Source organism: Pseudonocardia autotrophica (genome assembly GCF_003945385.1).
In the GTDB taxonomy this organism is placed as follows: domain Bacteria; phylum Actinomycetota; class Actinomycetes; order Mycobacteriales; family Pseudonocardiaceae; genus Pseudonocardia; species Pseudonocardia autotrophica.
Genome location: NZ_AP018921.1, coordinates 75,912 through 91,789 on the forward strand (window position 1 = coordinate 75,912; position 15,878 = coordinate 91,789).

The window sequence follows — 15,878 nt, forward strand, 5'->3', positions numbered from 1 at the left end:
GGCCAAGCACTCGGTCGAGGTGGCTGCCGCGCGGCTCGACCTGGTCACCCCTGCCGGGCCTTGTTCCGCGGGTTCTTCTTGTTGATCACGTAGACCTTTCCGTGACGACGGATCACCTGTGCTCCCGGCTTGTTCTTCAGGGAACGAAGCGACGTGCGCACCTTCATGTGCATCTCCTCGAGGTGGCGGCCACACCGGACCGCGACAGCGTGTTCTCTCCACCGGTTCCCGGCCCCGAACTCGAGGTCCGGGGCGCGGGGGAGAGCAGTCCCTGCATGCCCTGTGCTTGCTCCAGCGACATCGCCGGGCCGGCGTTCCAGGCGGCCAGCCAGGATTGCATCTTCTCGATCTCCGGGCCCTGCTCGCGTTGGATCTTCTCGGTCATCCGGCGCACCTGCGGGTTGAGGTCCGGCTTGGCCAGCACGATCTCGGCCATGCGCAGCGCTTGCTGGTGGTGCGGAACCATCATCTTCACGAACTGCACATCAGCCTGGTTGTGCTCCGGACTCACCGCGGTGGCGGGCTGGGCGGGCGCACTGGCGGCCGACGGTGGTGGCGGGGTCTGCGGCGGTGCGGGCTGGCCCGGGGCGCAGGCCGTGATACCTGCTAACCCCAGGGCGAGGACGGACGCAGCCGCGGCACGACCAACGTGGATCATGGTTTCCCTCCTGCTCTCGATTGCTTTAAGCGAAAATGACCCCTACACCTATACCCCCTAAGGGTATTCTTGTCGAGTGGGGCAGTTCGCACCGGGCCGGGCGTGGGCGCTACGGCCATGTCCGCCAGCCCGATGCCGTCGCCGCCCGGCTGCTGGCTCGTGTGGTCACGGCGACCCCGACCTTGGACCGCGCCGGACAGCTCGCGTTCGGTGACCTCGACGGCACCGTCGGGCAGACCTTCGGTGGCGCCGAGCAGGGCGCCGGGCGTGACTACAGCGATGTGAAGGGCCTCAACGCGCTGATCGCGACCCGTGTCCGCGTCGGTGTCTCGTCGGTGATCGCCGCGATCGGGTTGCGGCAGCTGCTCGCCGACGCCCTGGCCACCGCGCATCACCTTCGTTGACCAGGACAGCTGCTGCTGCCTGTCCGGATCGCGCGGAGATGGCGCGCCAGCAGACCGCTGACCGGCCCAGGCAGCCCGGGGTACCGCGTGTGGGGCGGCGGGCGCGGTCGGAGGACGTTCGCCGGATCGAGGTGCGGCGAGGGGTCTCTCGTGCTGTGGTGGCCGGTTCAGGCCGGGTCCGGCGCGGTGGGGGGCGGGCGTGGTGGGGTCGCCGAGGCCGAGGGCGGTGATGGGACTATGGGCCCGGTGGCGGTCGGCTTCGGCGATGTAGGTGCGCATGACCGCGGCGGAGCGCCAGCGGCCGTGGCGCATGATGGCCAGTTCGTCGACTCCGGCGGCGTAGGCCTGGCGAAGCCGCGGCGCAGGCTATGCCCGGACCAGGTCCCGGGCAGGTCGGCGGCGGCGCGGGTTTTGATGACCTGAGCGTCATCAATGGAGCGGTCGGACAGTGCGGTGGCGCCGATCCGGTATCGGCGCACGCCGATCCTCGCCGACCAGCGCACGAGCAGCCGCAGCTACATCGGCGCCGCCACGATCAGGCCGCCACCGTGCCAATCACCACCGACCGAATTGTCTGATTTTGGCCTGCATGCTCGCTGACGCCGTCGTCGACACCGTCAGCGGCGGTCAACATCCATAGCGGGGCGGTCGTCAACCCGGAGCGCAGGGACGCCGGGTTCTCCTGCGCACCGGTTGTGTAGTGTGTGTGTATGGCTCGGTTGAATGTGTGGGTTCCGGACGAGTTGGCCGCTCGGGCACGGGCACAGTCGTTGAATGTGTCGGCGTTGACCCAGCAGGCCTTGGCCGCCGAGCTCGACCGGCAGGCCACCGACACGTGGCTGGCCGAGTTGCCGGCACCGCGGCGACCGGTCGCCCACGCGACGGTGGTGGCCGCGCTCGACGCCGCCCGCGCCGAGTTCGAGGCCGATCCCGAGCAGGGGGCTCGCGAGTGAGCGTGCCCGAGCAAGCGAGCCTGCCTGCGTCCGCGACAGGTCCGCCGGCGGGGTCGGCGGCGTCGCGGGGTCGGGCTGTCGCCGATCGGATGGTGGTGGTCGATGCTTCGGTGGTGGTGGATCTGCTGGCCGGTACCGAGCTGGCCGCCGCTGTCGCGCGGCGGCTGTCGGGCACCGTGCTACACGCCCCGGCGCACTGTGAGGCCGAAGTGCTCTCGGCGCTTGGCCGGCTCCAGCGCGCCGGTGAGCTGACCGTTGACGAGGTGGACGCGGCAGTGGCCGCGGTGGCCGCGATGCCGCTCACGCGCCACCCGTTGGCCGCCTTGCTGCCCGGGGCGTGGGCCCGGCGCGGGCGTCTGCGTCTGCTGGACGCACTCTATGTGGAGTTGGCCAGCCAACTCGACACAGTGGTCGTGACTACCGATCACCGCTTGGCCCGTGCCACCGACCGCGCTGAGGCCATCGTCGCCGCCGACGATCGCTGACACACACGGGATTAGAGCCGTGCATGAATCCTGGACTTCCGGTGGCTCAGATGGCGGTGGACCCGCAGCAATCACACCGCCGACCACAGGCAGGGGCCGGACGTGGCGAACGTTGTGAACAGGGATTACGTCGACCCGGTGGGTCCTGCAGGACGGGGTCGAGCCTCGGCGCTGGTGCCGTAGATGCGCACCCGGTGGCCGCTGCGGTGCACCGCAGACAGGCCGGGCGGCGCTTCGACGAGCACACGCACCCGAGTCCCGTCCCGCGAAATATCAGCTCGGCGGACCCAGGGCGGCTTCGCCGATGATCTGGATTGGGTGGCCGGTTGCCGCCCCGGGCCCGTACTACTCGCCGGCGACGCCCGCCCACGTGCACTCACCCTCAGCCGTGCTGAGCCAAGGGCTCAACACCAGGCGCGCCGCCGACCTCGCTGGCCGGCTGGCCATGGGCCTGCACCATGCCGACGACCAGATCCATCGACGGCTACCAGCATGCACGACATCCGGTCGGGCGCCGCGTGCTGCGCGTCGTCGCGCCGACAGTTGATGGTGCAGCTCCATGCCGCTGATTTCACGATCCTTCAGCCGGCCGCGATGGCCACGACTGCCACGGCGGCGAGCAGCAGGCCGACCGGTTGCCCGCGGGGTCCACGCTCGCGCGGCGTGACGGTCCTGTCCCCGGGTGGCTCTGCGGCCGACCCGGCTCAGGCCGGCGTGAGATCCCCGCGGAGCACGGTCGACCCGGCCGTGTCCAGCACCTTGAACCCGGAGGCGTCCGGCCGGAGCACCGAGGAGTTGAGGTTGCAGACCATCGGGGCCGCACCGGTCCCGATGAACGCGCCCGCGTCGACCTCCCGGCCGTCGGTGGCCTCGACGACGACGCGGTAGGTCGCCCCGGGCCGGAACCCGTCGGCGTCCAGCACGATCTCCATCCCCCAGGTGTGCGGGATCGCGACCGCGCTCGCCCGGATTTCCGGGGCGCTCGCCTGCACGGCGACCGGCTCGCGGGGGATCCCGTCGTAGTCGCCCACCGCGTAGCCGGCCACGCCGCCGACCACGATCGCGACGGCCGCCGCGGCCGCGGCGACGCTCGTCGGGAGCCGTCGGCGCGGAGCCGGCCGGCGCTCCGCGCGCGCCGCCGCCACGATCCGCTCGCCCAGGTCGGCCGGTGGTACGGGTGTGCGGTCCAGGTGCTTGGGATCCACCCCGCCCAGCGCGGGCAGCACCGACGAGACTTTGGCCAGCTCGGCGCGGCAGGCCGCACAGCCGTCCAGGTGCGCCCGCACGGCGGCGGCCTCGCCGTCCGGCAGGCGCCCGATCGCGTAGTCACCGAGCGACTCCCGCATGGTCCGGTGCTCGTCCGGCGTCACGGTTGCACCCCATCTCGTCCATCGTCAGGCGCAGCGCCTTCAGCCCGCAGAAGACCCGGCTGCGGATCGTCCCGAGTGGCACGCCCGCCTCGGCCGCGATCTCGGCACGCGGGCGCTGCCGCAGGTAGGCCTCCACGATCGCCTGCCGATGCTCGGGCGGAGCCGGCGCAGTGCCTCCTCGACCAGCCAGGTGTCGATCACAGCGTCGTCGGCCGGACCGACCGCGTCCGGAGTGGACTCGGGATCGTCGGTGAGGGCACGCTGCCAGGGCCGTGCGGTGATGCGGCGGATCTCGTCGATCACCACGCTCCGCGATTCCGCGGCGACACGTCCTACCAGGTTCTGCGCGGAGCCGATAAGTCTGGAGCCAACGGGTCTCGGCAGTACCCGTGATCGGACCACCGCACCCTTGGCCGGCGGAGGATCGGGCTTCGACCCGCGCCGCGGGCACAGCATCAGCGACACCACGCCTGTTCAATACCCTGAGGGGGTATTATACTTTGGGGGTGTCCTGCCGTACGTCTTTGGAGATGTGACTGTGTCTCGATCAGCTGCCGGTCGGCGCCAGCACCCCACCGCAGGCCCGTGGGCTGCGGTGGTGACCGCCGTGGGTTCCGAGCAGGGGCGTGCCGTCCTGCGTTGCCTCCTCGGATGCACGAGTCGAGCTCTGCAGAATCGTGCGAGCGCGACACGAGAGGGCTCGCACGGCAATAGCTGTCGCTGAATGCTCGCCGGGACTCGTGGAGACGACACGTGTCGACCGGGCTGTCGGCGCTCCACCCGTCCCCGGAGGTCGACCTGCTGCTCTGGACGGCAGTCACAGATCAGCGCGGGCGGTGAGCGGTCAGCTCGACGGCGGGGCTGGTCCCCCGGCGTGGACATTCGGTGAGCGCCACATCGACAAACCCGGCTTCCGCAGACCGGACACGCAGGCTATGGGCAGGTTCGGCCAGCACATGGCGATGCACGGTAAGCACCAGCAACCCGCCCGGACGCAACACACGGAACAGCTCAGCGAACCCGAGCGACTGGTCCCAGAGCATGACGTTGTTGACCGAGATCGCCACATCCATCGACTGGTCCGCACAGCCGGTGCGCTCGGCCGTCCCGTCACCGATCTCGAGCGCGCCCATAGCGATCGGCCCCGCGCAGCGGCGGGTGGCCATCGCCCGCATCGTGGCTGACGGATCCACCCCCCGCACGAAACCGCTGGGGACGATCAGCCCTGCAGCCAGCGCCAGCCCGACCCCGGGCCCGCAACCCACCACGATGACTTGGTGATCGGGCCGCAGCTTCGCCCGGTCGACGGCCCATCGTTCCTGCCGACGGTTCCCCCAGGCCATCACCGCTCCACCGAGCCGCCCAGCCAGGCCACGGGGATGCCCGAAGGCCGCGTCGAGGGCTCGCCTCAGCCCGGTCGGACCAACGTCAGCGTGCGGTCGGTCAGCGTCAGCATCCATCAATGCAGCTCACCATCCCCGGCCGCCGATGCCGTCAGGGATCACCCTGACCGGAAATTCTGTCGGACACGGGCGCGCGGGATGACCGGCGCGGCTGGGCGTGATCGCGGCGTCGGGGGACGGGTTGCCTGGGCCACTGGAAGGCGTTCACCCAGTGAGTACGCCCAGGGCTTGCGACCTGCCCTGCGAGGCTGACCGCATCGTCCGTCCGCCTCCGGGGCGGCGTGGCGATGCTGTGGTTAGAGTCAGCAAGTCCGGAACGGGCCCAGGTCGAGAGGGAGGGACGGCGACGGTGCGTACCGCGATGCATCGCCCCGCAGCCCCGTTCGTCCTCCTGCTGATCGCCGTGTTCGTGCACACCGCGTTCGGACCCGTTCTGGCCTGCCACACCATCACTCCGGAGCAACCGGTTGCGAGCGTCGCCGCCGTCACGGCGCTGGTCCAGGAGACCGGGGGATGTCCCGGATGCCTGCCCGACGCGCCTCTCGACGCTGAGGGCAACGCCAGTGTTCCGGCAAACGGGGATACGCCAGGTTCGCCGGCCGTGACTGGTCTGTGCACCCCCGACCGTCCCTGCCATCACGCCCCGGCAGGACGAGACACTGCTGTCGACCCCGCGGTCCGCGGGGTCGATGCCCCACGTGACAGCGGCCCCGCTCTCCTCTCCACGTGCTTCAGGCCGGACCAGGTCGAGCAGCCGGTCCTGCCCGCCCCGGCATCGAACCCGGTGCCTCCGGCGGCGGTGCTGGCACCAGTCGCCGTGCTCTGCGTCGATCGGAACTGACCCGGCCCGGGCTCCAGATTCGATCGATCCCCGTCCGTGACCGGCTGACGAGGCTGGTTCGCAGGACATCACGTCCGGACTCATCTGCACCGGAATCCCGATTCGATGCGGCACCAGGCCGCCCAACCCGAAGGGCATCGCATGCCACGCGCCACCCCAAGCCCTCGCCCGACACACACGGCGCATGTCCAACACGACGTCGTCCCTGATCATCGTCAGCCTCTCGACGAGATCCCTGCTCTACAGCATGGCGGCGAGCAACCGGGCGGACTTGTTCTCTCGCTGCTCGACGCGCACCTAGCTGTGTCGGGCTGCCCGGGGATCGGACACCTCTCGAGCCCGTGTCACCGGGAGCGTCGGCCGATCGATCTCCATCGCCTTGAAAACCTGCCGACAATCGGCAAAATGTCCGGTCCGCCCCCTACCCGCGCGCCGAACTGTGGTCGGGACCGGCATGGAAGGCGCGCTCCGTGAAGATCGTGTGCATCGGTGGCGGTCCGGCAGGTCTGTACCTGGCCATCCTGGCCCGGTTGCGCTCGGACGGCCGGGACGAAGTCGTCGTCGCCGAGCGCAACCCGCCAGGGGAGGCTTCCGGGTTCGCCGTGACCCTCGGCGAGGACATCCTTGACGAGCTGTACCGCACCGACCCGGTGGGCGCGGACGGCGTCCGAGCCGCCGCGCACGTCTGGGGCGACCAGGTCGTCGAGGTCGCCGGCGAGACCGTGCACCTCGGCGGCCGCTACGGCTACTCGATCGGGCGCGCCCGGCTACTCGAGGCGCTCACCGTCCGGGCCCGGCAGGTGGGAGTCGACCTGCGGTTCGACACCGAGACCGCCCCCGACGGCGATCTCGCGGCCGATCCGCTGACCGCGGACGCCGACGTCGTCGTCGCAGCGGACGGGATCAACAGCGCCGTTCGCGACGCCCGCACCGCGGAGTTCGGCACCCGGCTCACCCACGGCACCAACCGCTACGCCTGGTTCGGCACATCGAAGACGTTCGAGGCGTTCACCTTCGCCTTCGAGCGCACCGAGGCCGGCTGGATCTGGTTCCACGCCTACCCCGCCGCGGACTGCGTCAGCACCTGCATCGTGGAGTGCACCCCGCAGACCTGGGCCGGTCTCGGCCTGGACCGGTTGTCCGCCGACGAGGGAATGCGGCTGCTGGAGACGATCTTCGCCCGGTCGCTGGAGGGACACTCGCTGATCGCCCCGCCCGGGACGGGCGCCTCGCCGTGGCTGGAGTTCCGCGAGATCCGCAACACCTCGTGGCGGTCCGGGAACGTCGTGCTGGCCGGCGACGCCGCGCACACCACACACTTCGCGATCGGCTCCGGCACGGTGCTCGCGGTGGCCGACGCGATCGTGCTGGCCGAGGAGCTCTATCCGGACGGCACGACCGGGAGGACGGCGGACGTCGATGCGGCGCTCGCCGGGTACGACGCCCGCCGGCGGACCGCGATGGCACCGACCCAGGACATGGCGCGGCGCAGCATGCGGTGGTTCGAGGAGGTGCCGCAGCGACTCGAGGGCGCCGACGCGATCGACTTCTCCTGGTCGCTCCTCGATCGCCGCGGTGACCAGGGCCCGCTGCACCGGCGGCTGCACGAGGCCACCCAGATCGAACCGGTGCGCCGAGTACGGCGCCGGCTGACCTCCGCCCGGCGAGTACACCGAGCACTACGGCGCGGCGAGATCGACCCGATCGGCGTCCTCACCGGTCGCCGCTGATCACCTCGTTACGGCTCGGTGGCCACCTCCGCTGTACGAACTGCCCGCACACCCCAGGCCGCCGCCCACCTGCGCTTGAAGTGCGGTTTGCCCCGTCTCAGTGAAAGTGGACATGGCGTTTGCTTGCAGGGGCCCTGACCCCGTTCCGTGGACACGCTGATCCCCGCACGGTCGGGGGAAGCGAGATGATGTCTGACCATGGCCCGCAAGAACTACTCCGACGAGTTCCGTCGGCAGGCCGTCGAGCTGTACGAGTCCACGCCCGGGGCGACGGTGAAGGGCATCGCCGCCGACCTGGGCGTCGAGCGGGCCACGCTGGCGTTGTGGCTGGACAACCTCGGGACCGGGACCCGCACCGCCCCCGACGGCACCCGCACCCGCAGCGCACGTTCGGTGCGTGCGCCACGCCAGAACGCCGGTGTCGTGCCCGTCGCGGATGAGACGCCCGAGCAGCGTCTGGCCCGCCTCGAAGCCGAGAACAAGGCACTGCGGGCGGAGAAGACCAAACTCGAGACCGAGCGGGAGATCCTTCGCCAGGCGGCCAAGTATTTCGCCGGGGCGACGAACTGGTGACCCGCTTCCAGTTCGTCGCCGACCACTCCGACACGACCTCCAGCCCCCGCCGGGGCTGGACGGTGAAGCGGCTGTGCGCACTACTCGACGTGCGACGTTCCTCGTTCTACGCCTGGCTCGCCGCCGCGCCCGCCCGCGCGAAGCGCACTGCCGCGGACACCGCCTTGGCCGAGCGGATCCGCGCCGTGCACGACGGAGACCGCACCTGCGGGCGGCCGCGGATCACCGCCGAAATCAACGACGGCGTCGAGCCGGCGCAGCGGGTGAACCACAAGCGGATCGGCCGGGTCATGCGCGAGCACGGCATCGCGGGTTACCGCCGCCGTCGCCGGGTGCGCACCACCATCCCCGAGCCCGCCCAGAGCCCGGTGCCCGACCTGCTCGGGCGCGACTTCACCGCGCCCGCCCCGAACATCGTCTATGTCGGCGACATCACCTACCTACCCCTGGCCGATGGCGGGAACCTCTACCTGGCCACCGTGATCGACTGCCACTCCCGGCGCCTGACCGGGTGGGCGCTCGCCGACCACATGCGCACCGACCTCGTCGCAGACGCCCTCCGAGCGGCGGCCGCGGACCGCGGCTCCCTCGCCGGGTCGATCTTCCACTCCGACCACGGCTCGGTCTACACCAGCCGCGCCTACGCCAACCTCTGCGACCGACTCGACGTCCAGCAGTCGATGGGTGCGGTCGGGTCCAGCGCCGACAACGCCCTCGCCGAGTCGTTCAACGCCACCCTGAAGCGGGAAGTGTTGCAGGACAACGCGTTCTGGCCCGATCAGGCCACCTGCCGTCGGCAACTGTTCCGATGGTTGACCCGCTACAACACCCGACGCCGCCACTCCTACTGCCGCTACCAGACCCCGAACACCTACGAGGCAGACTTCGCAGCTACCGTTCCGGACGCCGCGTAATCCACCCCGTGTCCACTATCCGGGGTCAAGGCCCCAGCCCGTTTCAGGTCCGCATGACCGCGCGTAGGACGGCGAGACGCTCGTCAGGCCGCACGGTGGCGAGAGTCTTCCCCGACCGCGACTCGCTCATCCGGCTCGTCGGGATGTCCTCGCCGAGCAGCACGACGAGTGGACCGATGGCCGCCGCTGCCTCGGGCTCGACGTCCTGAGTCGAGCCCGCGCCGCCACCGACCCTCACCCCGGACACCGGTGAGGAGGCCGAACCCGCGCCGACGATCTCGGCGCTGAGCACCTGAACCAGCAAGATCACGCGTCAGCCGTCACACACCACGTCACGGGACTTGACCCCGACCGTCGCCGGCCGGCAGAAGCATCGGTTCACGCGATGCCTGTGCTCTGTTCGGCGACCTGATCAGTCTGAGCACTTCACCCCGCGGGTGATCACCCAGAACGTTTGCTCGCGGAGGACCGGACCGAGCGCTGCGGCCCCGGCGCGTCTGTCCCGCCGGAAAGCAGCGGAGGCGACGTGATCACATGAGGGCGTGGTCGGGGGGCACCCACAGCCTCGCGGGGAGCGGCCTCTCAAGTAGATCGGTGCGGCCCCGGCGCAGCCGGGCGTGCAGCACGTCCCGGTCCCGGCCATCACGGCGAGCAGGGGGTGGTAGCCGCGGCGTCCGGTGCGCATCACCTGCCGAGCCCCGGACTTGTCGAGGCCGTAGGTCCCGACCAGAGTCGCGTCGATGTCGACCACCACCGCAGCGTCGCCGGGCGGGGTCGTGTCGAGTGCGCCCAGCCCGGCGGCGCGGGCCAGGAGCACCGCGGCAGCACGCGCAGAGCCAGGTCTCGGACGCGGCGCTCCACTCGGCGCTGGCCGGTGAGCACCGACGAGATCTTGATGTGCAGACACGCACGCGTCGACCGGCCGGACCTGCACCTCGAATTATCACCAGCCAGACTGGCGTCATTTGGTCGGCGGGCCGGGAATTCGCACCTCGCCTGCGCGCCGCTGTCAGGGGGCCGAACCGGTAGCGCTGCGGCCGGCGTCGACCAGCGAACCAGGGTCTGTCAGTACATCTAGTCCCAAGACCGTTCAGTTAGCGGTAGCCGCGCTGGTGCAAGGACCGGGGCTGGCGGTGTGTCGTGAGGAAGTGGGAGCGGAGCTCTGTGAGGAGATAGGGGCGTCCGCCAAGACATCCCCGCCCCTCACGAGGAGCTCCGCTGAGCACGGATTCTGTCATCAATCGTGTCGTCACCGCCGCTGGTGACCGGTTTGCCGCCGGGCATGTCGGTGAGCTGACCCGGATCGTGCCGTTCGAGATGGTCGACGCCGCGCTGGCCGAGACCGGTACGACGCAACGCCGGGTCCGGGCCCTGCCCTCACGGGTGGTGGTGTATCTGCTGCTCGCGGCCGCGTTGTTCGCCGATCTGGGCTATCCGCAGGTGTGGACCCACATGATCGCTGGACTGGATCTGGACCCCGGCGATGCGGGTGCGGGCCGGGTCCGGGTTCCCTCGGCGTCGGCGTTGTGTCAGGCACGCCGGCGGATCGGTGCCGCGCCGCTGCGCGCGCTGTTCGACCTGCTCCGCGGCCCGGCCGGCGGACCGCGGACCCGCGGACTGTGGTGGCGGGGGCTGTTGATCTGCGCGATCGACGGTACCCAGATGTGCGTGCCCGACAGCCCGGCCAACCTCGCCGTGTACCGGCGCGGCGGCGGTCATCACGGCGGCACCGGGTATCCGATGCTGCGCCTGGTCGCGTTGGTGTGTTGCGGGACCCGGACCGTCATCGAGGCCGCGTTCGGTTCCGATCGGCGCAGCGAGACCGCCATGACCACCGGTCCGAGCGGGCTGACCGCGGCGATGCGGCCCGGGATGATCGTGCTCGCCGATCGCCACTACGGCTACGCCCCGACGATCACCGCGCTCGCCGCGACCGGCGCGGACCTGCTGATCCGGGTCCGCAACAACCACCGCTACCGGGTCGAGCAGTACCTGCCCGACGGATCGTTCCTCTCGCAGATCGGGTCGCTACCGGTCCGTGTCGTGCGGGTGAATGTCACGATCCGCACCACGGCCGGTCGGCGGTGCGAGACCTATCAGCTGGTGACCACGGTCCGTGATCCGAGCTGCTCGGTACTCGAGCTGGCCCGGCTCTACCACCAGCGGTGGGAGATCGAGACCAGCTATTTCGAGCTGAAGTCGACCATCCTGCGCGGGCGGGTCCTGCGCGCCCGCACCCCGCAAGGCATCGACCAAGAAGTCTACGCCCTGCTGGTCACCTACCAGGCCCTGCGGATCGCGATCGCCGACGCCCTGGCCGAGCGCCCCGACCTCGACCCGGACCGGGCCAGCTTCACGATCGCGTTGACCACCGCCCGCGCCCAGCTCACCGCCGCCGCGGGCGTACTGGCCAACCCGGTCGACCTCATCGGCGTGATCGGACGACGAGTCCTCGACGCCCTCTTACCCGCTCGACGAGCCCGAACCAGTCCACGCGTGGTCAAGCGAGCGATCTCCAACTACACCGTCAAGACCAGCCAGAACCGAGTCCGGGGACCCAGCCGCACATACACCGTCGAGATCAACACACTCGCGGCCGACGATGCTTGACCACCGCACACCGGCCCTAACTGAACGGTCTTGCATCTAGTCCACGTCACCGCGAACGCCACGATCGAACTGCTCGCAGCCTTTCTTCTTGCCTGACAACCACACCAGGAGCCGAGGGTCAACGATACGGGCGGTGCCCATTTCGGCTCCGCCTTCGCCGGTACCGCTGTGTCGCCCAGGCTGTCCCGCCGCGGCCAGCACGATCCGCAATCGTGCTGGCCAATGCATTCGCCATCGTCAACCGTCGAGTCCACCCCGTCAACCGGCGGCCGATCCCAATTCGTCGCTCCAGGGCAGCAGCACGGATGACGTAGATGTTGCTCAGGCTGTGGCGGTGCCGGAGCCGACGCGCTTCGCCCAGGCGCGATAGTTCGAGATGAGGTCGTGCTTCAGCTGACCGCGGGGCTTCACCTCGATTCCTTGCTCCTGCGCCCAGGAACGGATCTGTTCACGGTCGGTTTTGGTCAGCCCATCCCGGCCGACGGCCGGCACGGATGTGTCAGCTCCGGCCCCGACCGCGGCCGGTGTCGCCGCACCGTCGTCGGTTTCCGGCTGGCGCGCCACGCTCTGGCGCTGGTCAGCCGGTCCGGCTGTGGCAGGGTTCGCGGTGGCTGCTGGTGGTTCTGCCTCGCGGGCGGGCAGCGCATCGGGATTGTCGGCGTGGAAAGCGGCGCTGATGCGCGCGGGGATCCGGCCCCGGTGGGGCACCGCGTACCCGTGGGCACGCGCCCACGTGCGGATTGCTTGATTCTGGGCGCGGCGGGCACTGGCGGCTGCAGAGCTTGTGGCTGGCTGGGCACCGCGTGGCCCTGGCTGCGGCCGGGCCACATCACCGAAGGCAGCGAGCGCGTCCCGTAGTGCGGCTGCGTGAGGTGCACTGAGGTCGATCTCGTAGGCTTTCCGGTCCAGCGAGAACCGCACGGTCTCCGCAGCCGGCGAACCATCGAGATCATCTATGAGCTTCACCTGCGTGACGCGCGTCATGTGGCCGCCCCCATTCCTGAGTCATTTCCTGCCTCGGTGTCGCAGGACGGTGCTGAATGTGACACGTCGGCGAGTGCGACCTTGCCGACGATACCGGCTGGCTGGGTCCCCAGGTCGTGGCCGCTGACGTTTCGGGACGCGAGGCATCGACGGCTGGTGCACACCGCGGGGCGCTCGGTGAAACGTCCGTTTACGCATGCTTGCAGCTGCGAAAAGGGTCCGGTTGTTCCGGGTTCGAGCCGGAGACGACGACCTCGACCAGCTGAGCAGCGCGGCTCGGAAGGGGTGGCGGGGTCGGTGTGGTCTGGTCCGCGCCGCTGCCCCGCCACGGCACGCGGACACCATCATTCGCCGGACGCCCCGAGGCGTCCCTCAGGGTCCGCGACGTGCGTAGGGGCCGGTGGGGCTGGAGATTCCGTCGATGCCGATGTGGCATCTACCGCTCACCGTCTCGTGGGCGTCGCCCGCGTGGCGGGCGAGCTCAGATGTGTCCCTCGATGAGGGCGGTGATCCGGGCGTTGAGCGCATCGGCGTCGTCGGCGACTCCGTCGAGGAGGGTGAGGACCTCGTCGAGGCTCTGCGGCGCCGGGGGTGTTGTCGTCTCGGGGGTGGGCGAGGCGTTGGCTTCCCGGTCCCCGCGGGACGGGGTGCCCGGCGCGGTGACGCTGCTGGTGGCTCGGTGGGCGGCGAGGGCGAGTCGGGTGCGGATGGTGCGGGTGGTGATGGGGCGGTAGTCGTCGTGCCAGCCGTGCTGGTCGATGGCGGGCAGGAGGATCGCGGCGCGCTGCCAGCGCTGTGGGGTGCGGGGGTGGTGCTGGTGGTGGCTGTGGCGGGTGGGGGTGTGGGCTGCGGTGAGGTCCATGCGGGCCGAGCCGCGGCCCAGGCCGTCGAGGACGCCGAGGGTGTCGAGCCAGCGCACCACCGCGCAGGCCGGGCACGCGCGCGGGTCGGGATCTGTGGGCATGTCCTGGTCGGCGACCGAGACCTGATCGTCGGGGTTCTCGCCGCCGGAGCCGGCGACGGTGACCGCGTCCGGGAGCAGGGCTCGGGCGTCGCGGTGGGAGAGGTCGAGGCCGATGGTGGCCACGATGAGGAAGGCGTCGCGGCGGCCGTGCAGGCCGTGGGGCCAGCCGCGGGTGGGGCAGGCGGCGAGCAGCGGGCCCGCCGCGGTCCAGCGCTGCTGGGCCGGTCGCGGGGGCGGGGGTGCGGCGGGGCCGTGGTCCGGGCGGGACAGTAGGTAGCCGGCGCGGCGGTGGGCGGCGGCGATCGCCCGCACCCGGCGGGCCAGGGTGGCCGGTCGGGCCGGTAGTGCGGTGAAGAACCCGGTCAGGGTGTCCACGGTGGTCGGCAACACGGGCTGGCCGGTGGCGGTGGTGTAGTCGCAGAACAGCGCCCACTCCCGCGCATAGCTCGGCCCGGCCGCATCCCGCAGCATCGCCGCCCGATTCTCCGGCGTGGCGGGTTCGGAGGTGGCAGCAGTGGCCCGGCCGACTGTGGCACCGGATGCATCATTTCCTACTTGACTGGTCATAGGCCGAGTTGGGTGACGGCGTTACCGAGCAGGGGGGCGTGGTCGCGGTCGTAGGTCTCGACCATGGCGTCGCTGGAGTGGCGGGTCTGGCGGCGCACGGCGCGGTGATCGGCCCCGGCCCGCCGCGCGGTGGTGACGAACCCGGCCCGTAGCGAGTGGAACCCCACCGGGCCGGGCAGCCGGGCGGTGTGTGCGCGGCGGCGGATCATCGCGTGTAGGGCGTCGCCGGTGATCGCGGTGTCGGTCAGGGTGCCGCCGCGGCGGACCGCGCGCAGCAGTGGCGCCTCGTCCGTGAGTGTCGGTACCGGTGCCGGACCGGGTGCGCGCCCCGGGCCGGTGGGGGCGTCGTCGGGCCCGGTGGCCGGGTCGGGGTGCGGGTAGAGGTGATCCTGCTCGGCCCAGACCGGAGTGGACAGGACCGCCCGCATCAGCGCGGCCCGGCCCCGGGGTGCGGCCTCGAGGAGCCGCAGCCAGCGCAGCACCGCGCACGGCGGGCACGTCCCCGCACAGGTCCCGTAGGGCAGGACCACGGTGGCGCCGTGGGCGTCCTGGTCAGTCTTCGATGACCGGATCCGCACGTGCAGCCCGTCGGCGGGGTGAAAGTGCAGGTCCCCGACGGTCAGGGCGGCGAGCTCGCCGCGGCGCAGCGCCCCGGCGAACCCGGCCAGGAGCACGACGCTGTCGCGGGCGGCGGTGATCCCGCCCGGCCACGTCCCGTACTCCATTCCCGACAGCAGGGTGCGGAGGTCGTCGAGGAGCAGCGGGCGCATCTGGTGCGTGGCGTGTGCGCGGGCCCGCTTGATCCCAGTGAGCACCGCACCGACGGCCGGATCCCGGGTCGGGGACGGGTGGCCGGCGTCGCGGTGCACGGCGGCAATCGCGGCCAGGCGCCGCGCCATCGTCGCCGGGGAGAACACTGCCGCCCCGTCGGCGGTGCGGGTGGCCTCCAGGTCGGCGAGGTAGAGCCGCACCGTGTTCACCTCGGCCGGCAAGGCTTCGAGCGCGGCGGTGGTGCACCACCCGGTGAAGTGCGCCCAGTCGGCGGCGTAGGCGCGGTGCGTGCGTGGTGCGCGGGACGCGGTGGCGTGGGCGTCTGCCCGAGCGGCCAGAGCTTCCAAGGAGGCCGCCCGCTGCGCCGCGACACGCCGCTCCCCCGCCGGATCGCAGGGCCTGTCGATGGCCGCAGAGCCCGGTACCGGCTCCTTCTCGTCGTCCGCGGCGGCGCCAGAGCCCATCGGTGCCCCTTTCGTCGGCTGGGAGTGCGGGCGAGTGCCCGGTGACTCGTCAGCTAACCGGAGATTATCAGCGGTCTCAGCCGATAGGGCGGAAGTGACCATGTGTCGGCTCTGCAGCCCCAGATATGGCGCCCCTCGTGTGCTCGACGCCGAACCAAAAGAGTTCCTGACCTGCGATTATAGTCAG

14 protein-coding genes and 2 pseudogenes are annotated in these 15,878 nt (G+C 71.0%); 7 read left to right on the plus strand and 9 right to left on the minus strand.

The genetic code is table 11. The features are described 5' to 3' along the window. Window positions 1-44 precede the first annotated feature (44 nt). Together ykgO and Pdca_RS34125 are read right to left on the minus strand one after the other, a co-directional pair. Entirely contained in the window at window positions 45-167 is a 123-nt protein-coding gene (gene ykgO / locus Pdca_RS34120) for a type B 50S ribosomal protein L36 (RefSeq protein WP_085916765.1), read from the minus strand. Further along, the gene (locus tag Pdca_RS34125; RefSeq protein ID WP_085916764.1) at window positions 164-658 is read right to left on the minus strand and encodes a DUF305 domain-containing protein; all 495 of its coding nucleotides are present in this window, start codon (window positions 656-658) and stop codon (window positions 164-166) included. The genes ykgO and Pdca_RS34125 overlap by 4 nt, the downstream gene beginning before the upstream one ends. Before the next feature lie 161 nt (window positions 659-819). Here Pdca_RS34125 and Pdca_RS34130 point away from each other — a divergent pair, with 161 nt between their 5' ends. The 3 genes from Pdca_RS34130 to Pdca_RS34140 all read left to right on the plus strand — a co-directional run bounded on the left by Pdca_RS34130 (window position 820) and on the right by Pdca_RS34140 (window position 2,500). Beyond that, a complete protein-coding gene (locus tag Pdca_RS34130) occupies window positions 820-1,062 on the plus strand; it encodes a hypothetical protein (RefSeq protein ID WP_085916763.1) in 243 nt (80 codons plus the stop codon). A gap of 710 nt (window positions 1,063-1,772) precedes the next feature. Continuing rightward, on the plus strand, window positions 1,773-2,015 hold the full coding sequence (locus Pdca_RS34135; RefSeq protein WP_085916761.1) for a type II toxin-antitoxin system CcdA family antitoxin: 243 nt from the start codon (window positions 1,773-1,775) through the stop codon (window positions 2,013-2,015). A gap of 20 nt (window positions 2,016-2,035) precedes the next feature. Further along, window positions 2,036-2,500: a type II toxin-antitoxin system VapC family toxin gene (locus tag Pdca_RS34140; protein ID WP_408635079.1), complete on the plus strand. Its 465-nt coding sequence runs from the start codon at window positions 2,036-2,038 to the stop codon at window positions 2,498-2,500. A 704-nt stretch (window positions 2,501-3,204) separates the two neighbouring features. Here the strand turns inward: Pdca_RS34140 and Pdca_RS34145 are convergent. From Pdca_RS34145 to Pdca_RS34155, 3 genes are all read right to left on the minus strand, one after another. Then, a complete protein-coding gene (locus Pdca_RS34145) occupies window positions 3,205-3,870 on the minus strand; it encodes a zf-HC2 domain-containing protein (RefSeq protein WP_232021796.1) in 666 nt (221 codons plus the stop codon). Further along, on the minus strand, window positions 3,827-4,321 hold the full coding sequence (locus Pdca_RS37885; protein WP_331852691.1) for a sigma factor-like helix-turn-helix DNA-binding protein: 495 nt from the start codon (window positions 4,319-4,321) through the stop codon (window positions 3,827-3,829). The genes Pdca_RS34145 and Pdca_RS37885 overlap by 44 nt, the downstream gene beginning before the upstream one ends. 373 nt (window positions 4,322-4,694) lie before the next feature. Beyond that, window positions 4,695-5,213: a class I SAM-dependent methyltransferase gene (locus tag Pdca_RS34155; RefSeq protein WP_158092381.1), complete on the minus strand. Its 519-nt coding sequence runs from the start codon at window positions 5,211-5,213 to the stop codon at window positions 4,695-4,697. 1,371 nt (window positions 5,214-6,584) lie between these two features. Between Pdca_RS34155 and Pdca_RS34160 the strand changes: the two genes are divergently transcribed. The 3 genes and pseudogenes from Pdca_RS34160 to Pdca_RS34170 form a co-directional block, all read left to right on the plus strand. Further along, window positions 6,585-7,844: an FAD-dependent monooxygenase gene (locus Pdca_RS34160; RefSeq protein ID WP_085916758.1), complete on the plus strand. Its 1,260-nt coding sequence runs from the start codon at window positions 6,585-6,587 to the stop codon at window positions 7,842-7,844. Window positions 7,845-8,042: 198 nt separating this feature from the next. Then, a protein-coding gene (locus tag Pdca_RS34165) for an IS3 family transposase (RefSeq protein ID WP_125911393.1) occupies window positions 8,043-9,331 on the plus strand; the annotation gives its coding sequence in 2 pieces (ribosomal slippage) (window positions 8,043-8,397 and window positions 8,397-9,331; 1,290 coding nt in all). Between the two features lie 101 nt (window positions 9,332-9,432). Next, window positions 9,433-9,584 (plus strand): annotated as a pseudogene (locus Pdca_RS34170) (transposase); the annotation flags it as partial. A 337-nt stretch (window positions 9,585-9,921) separates the two neighbouring features. On the opposite strand, the pseudogene Pdca_RS34175 reads toward Pdca_RS34170, so the two are convergent. Continuing rightward, window positions 9,922-10,145, minus strand: a pseudogene (locus Pdca_RS34175) (IS1380 family transposase); the annotation flags it as partial. A gap of 422 nt (window positions 10,146-10,567) precedes the next feature. Here Pdca_RS34175 and Pdca_RS34180 point away from each other — a divergent pair. Continuing rightward, window positions 10,568-11,941: an IS4 family transposase gene (locus Pdca_RS34180; RefSeq protein ID WP_085916751.1), complete on the plus strand. Its 1,374-nt coding sequence runs from the start codon at window positions 10,568-10,570 to the stop codon at window positions 11,939-11,941. Between the two features lie 321 nt (window positions 11,942-12,262). Here Pdca_RS34180 and Pdca_RS37890 read toward each other — a convergent pair whose 3' ends face one another. The 3 genes from Pdca_RS37890 to Pdca_RS34195 form a co-directional block, all read right to left on the minus strand. After that, window positions 12,263-12,925, minus strand: coding sequence for a histone-like nucleoid-structuring protein Lsr2 (locus Pdca_RS37890; RefSeq protein ID WP_085916752.1), 663 nt, complete (start codon window positions 12,923-12,925; stop codon window positions 12,263-12,265). Between the two features lie 481 nt (window positions 12,926-13,406). Beyond that, window positions 13,407-14,360, minus strand: a complete 954-nt coding sequence (locus Pdca_RS34190; RefSeq protein WP_085916753.1) for a hypothetical protein — start codon at window positions 14,358-14,360, stop codon at window positions 13,407-13,409. 92 nt (window positions 14,361-14,452) lie between these two features. Further along, the gene (locus Pdca_RS34195; protein WP_085916754.1) at window positions 14,453-15,691 is read right to left on the minus strand and encodes a site-specific integrase; all 1,239 of its coding nucleotides are present in this window, start codon (window positions 15,689-15,691) and stop codon (window positions 14,453-14,455) included. Window positions 15,692-15,878: the final 187 nt, after the last annotated feature.

Excerpts from the sequence above, each read along its gene's own strand:
- Pdca_RS34155 (WP_158092381.1), bottom strand. The coding sequence starts at position 5,213 with ATGGCCTGGGGGAACCGTCGGCAGGAACGATGGGCCGTCGACCGGGCG.
- Pdca_RS34190 (WP_085916753.1), bottom strand. The coding sequence starts at position 14,360 with ATGCTGCGGGATGCGGCCGGGCCGAGCTATGCGCGGGAGTGGGCGCTG.
- Pdca_RS34135 (WP_085916761.1), top strand. The coding sequence starts at position 1,773 with ATGGCTCGGTTGAATGTGTGGGTTCCGGACGAGTTGGCCGCTCGGGCA.
- Pdca_RS34125 (WP_085916764.1), bottom strand. The coding sequence starts at position 658 with ATGATCCACGTTGGTCGTGCCGCGGCTGCGTCCGTCCTCGCCCTGGGG.
- Pdca_RS34195 (WP_085916754.1), bottom strand. The coding sequence starts at position 15,691 with ATGGGCTCTGGCGCCGCCGCGGACGACGAGAAGGAGCCGGTACCGGGC.
- Pdca_RS37890 (WP_085916752.1), bottom strand. The coding sequence starts at position 12,925 with ATGACGCGCGTCACGCAGGTGAAGCTCATAGATGATCTCGATGGTTCG.
- ykgO (WP_085916765.1), bottom strand. The coding sequence starts at position 167 with ATGAAGGTGCGCACGTCGCTTCGTTCCCTGAAGAACAAGCCGGGAGCA.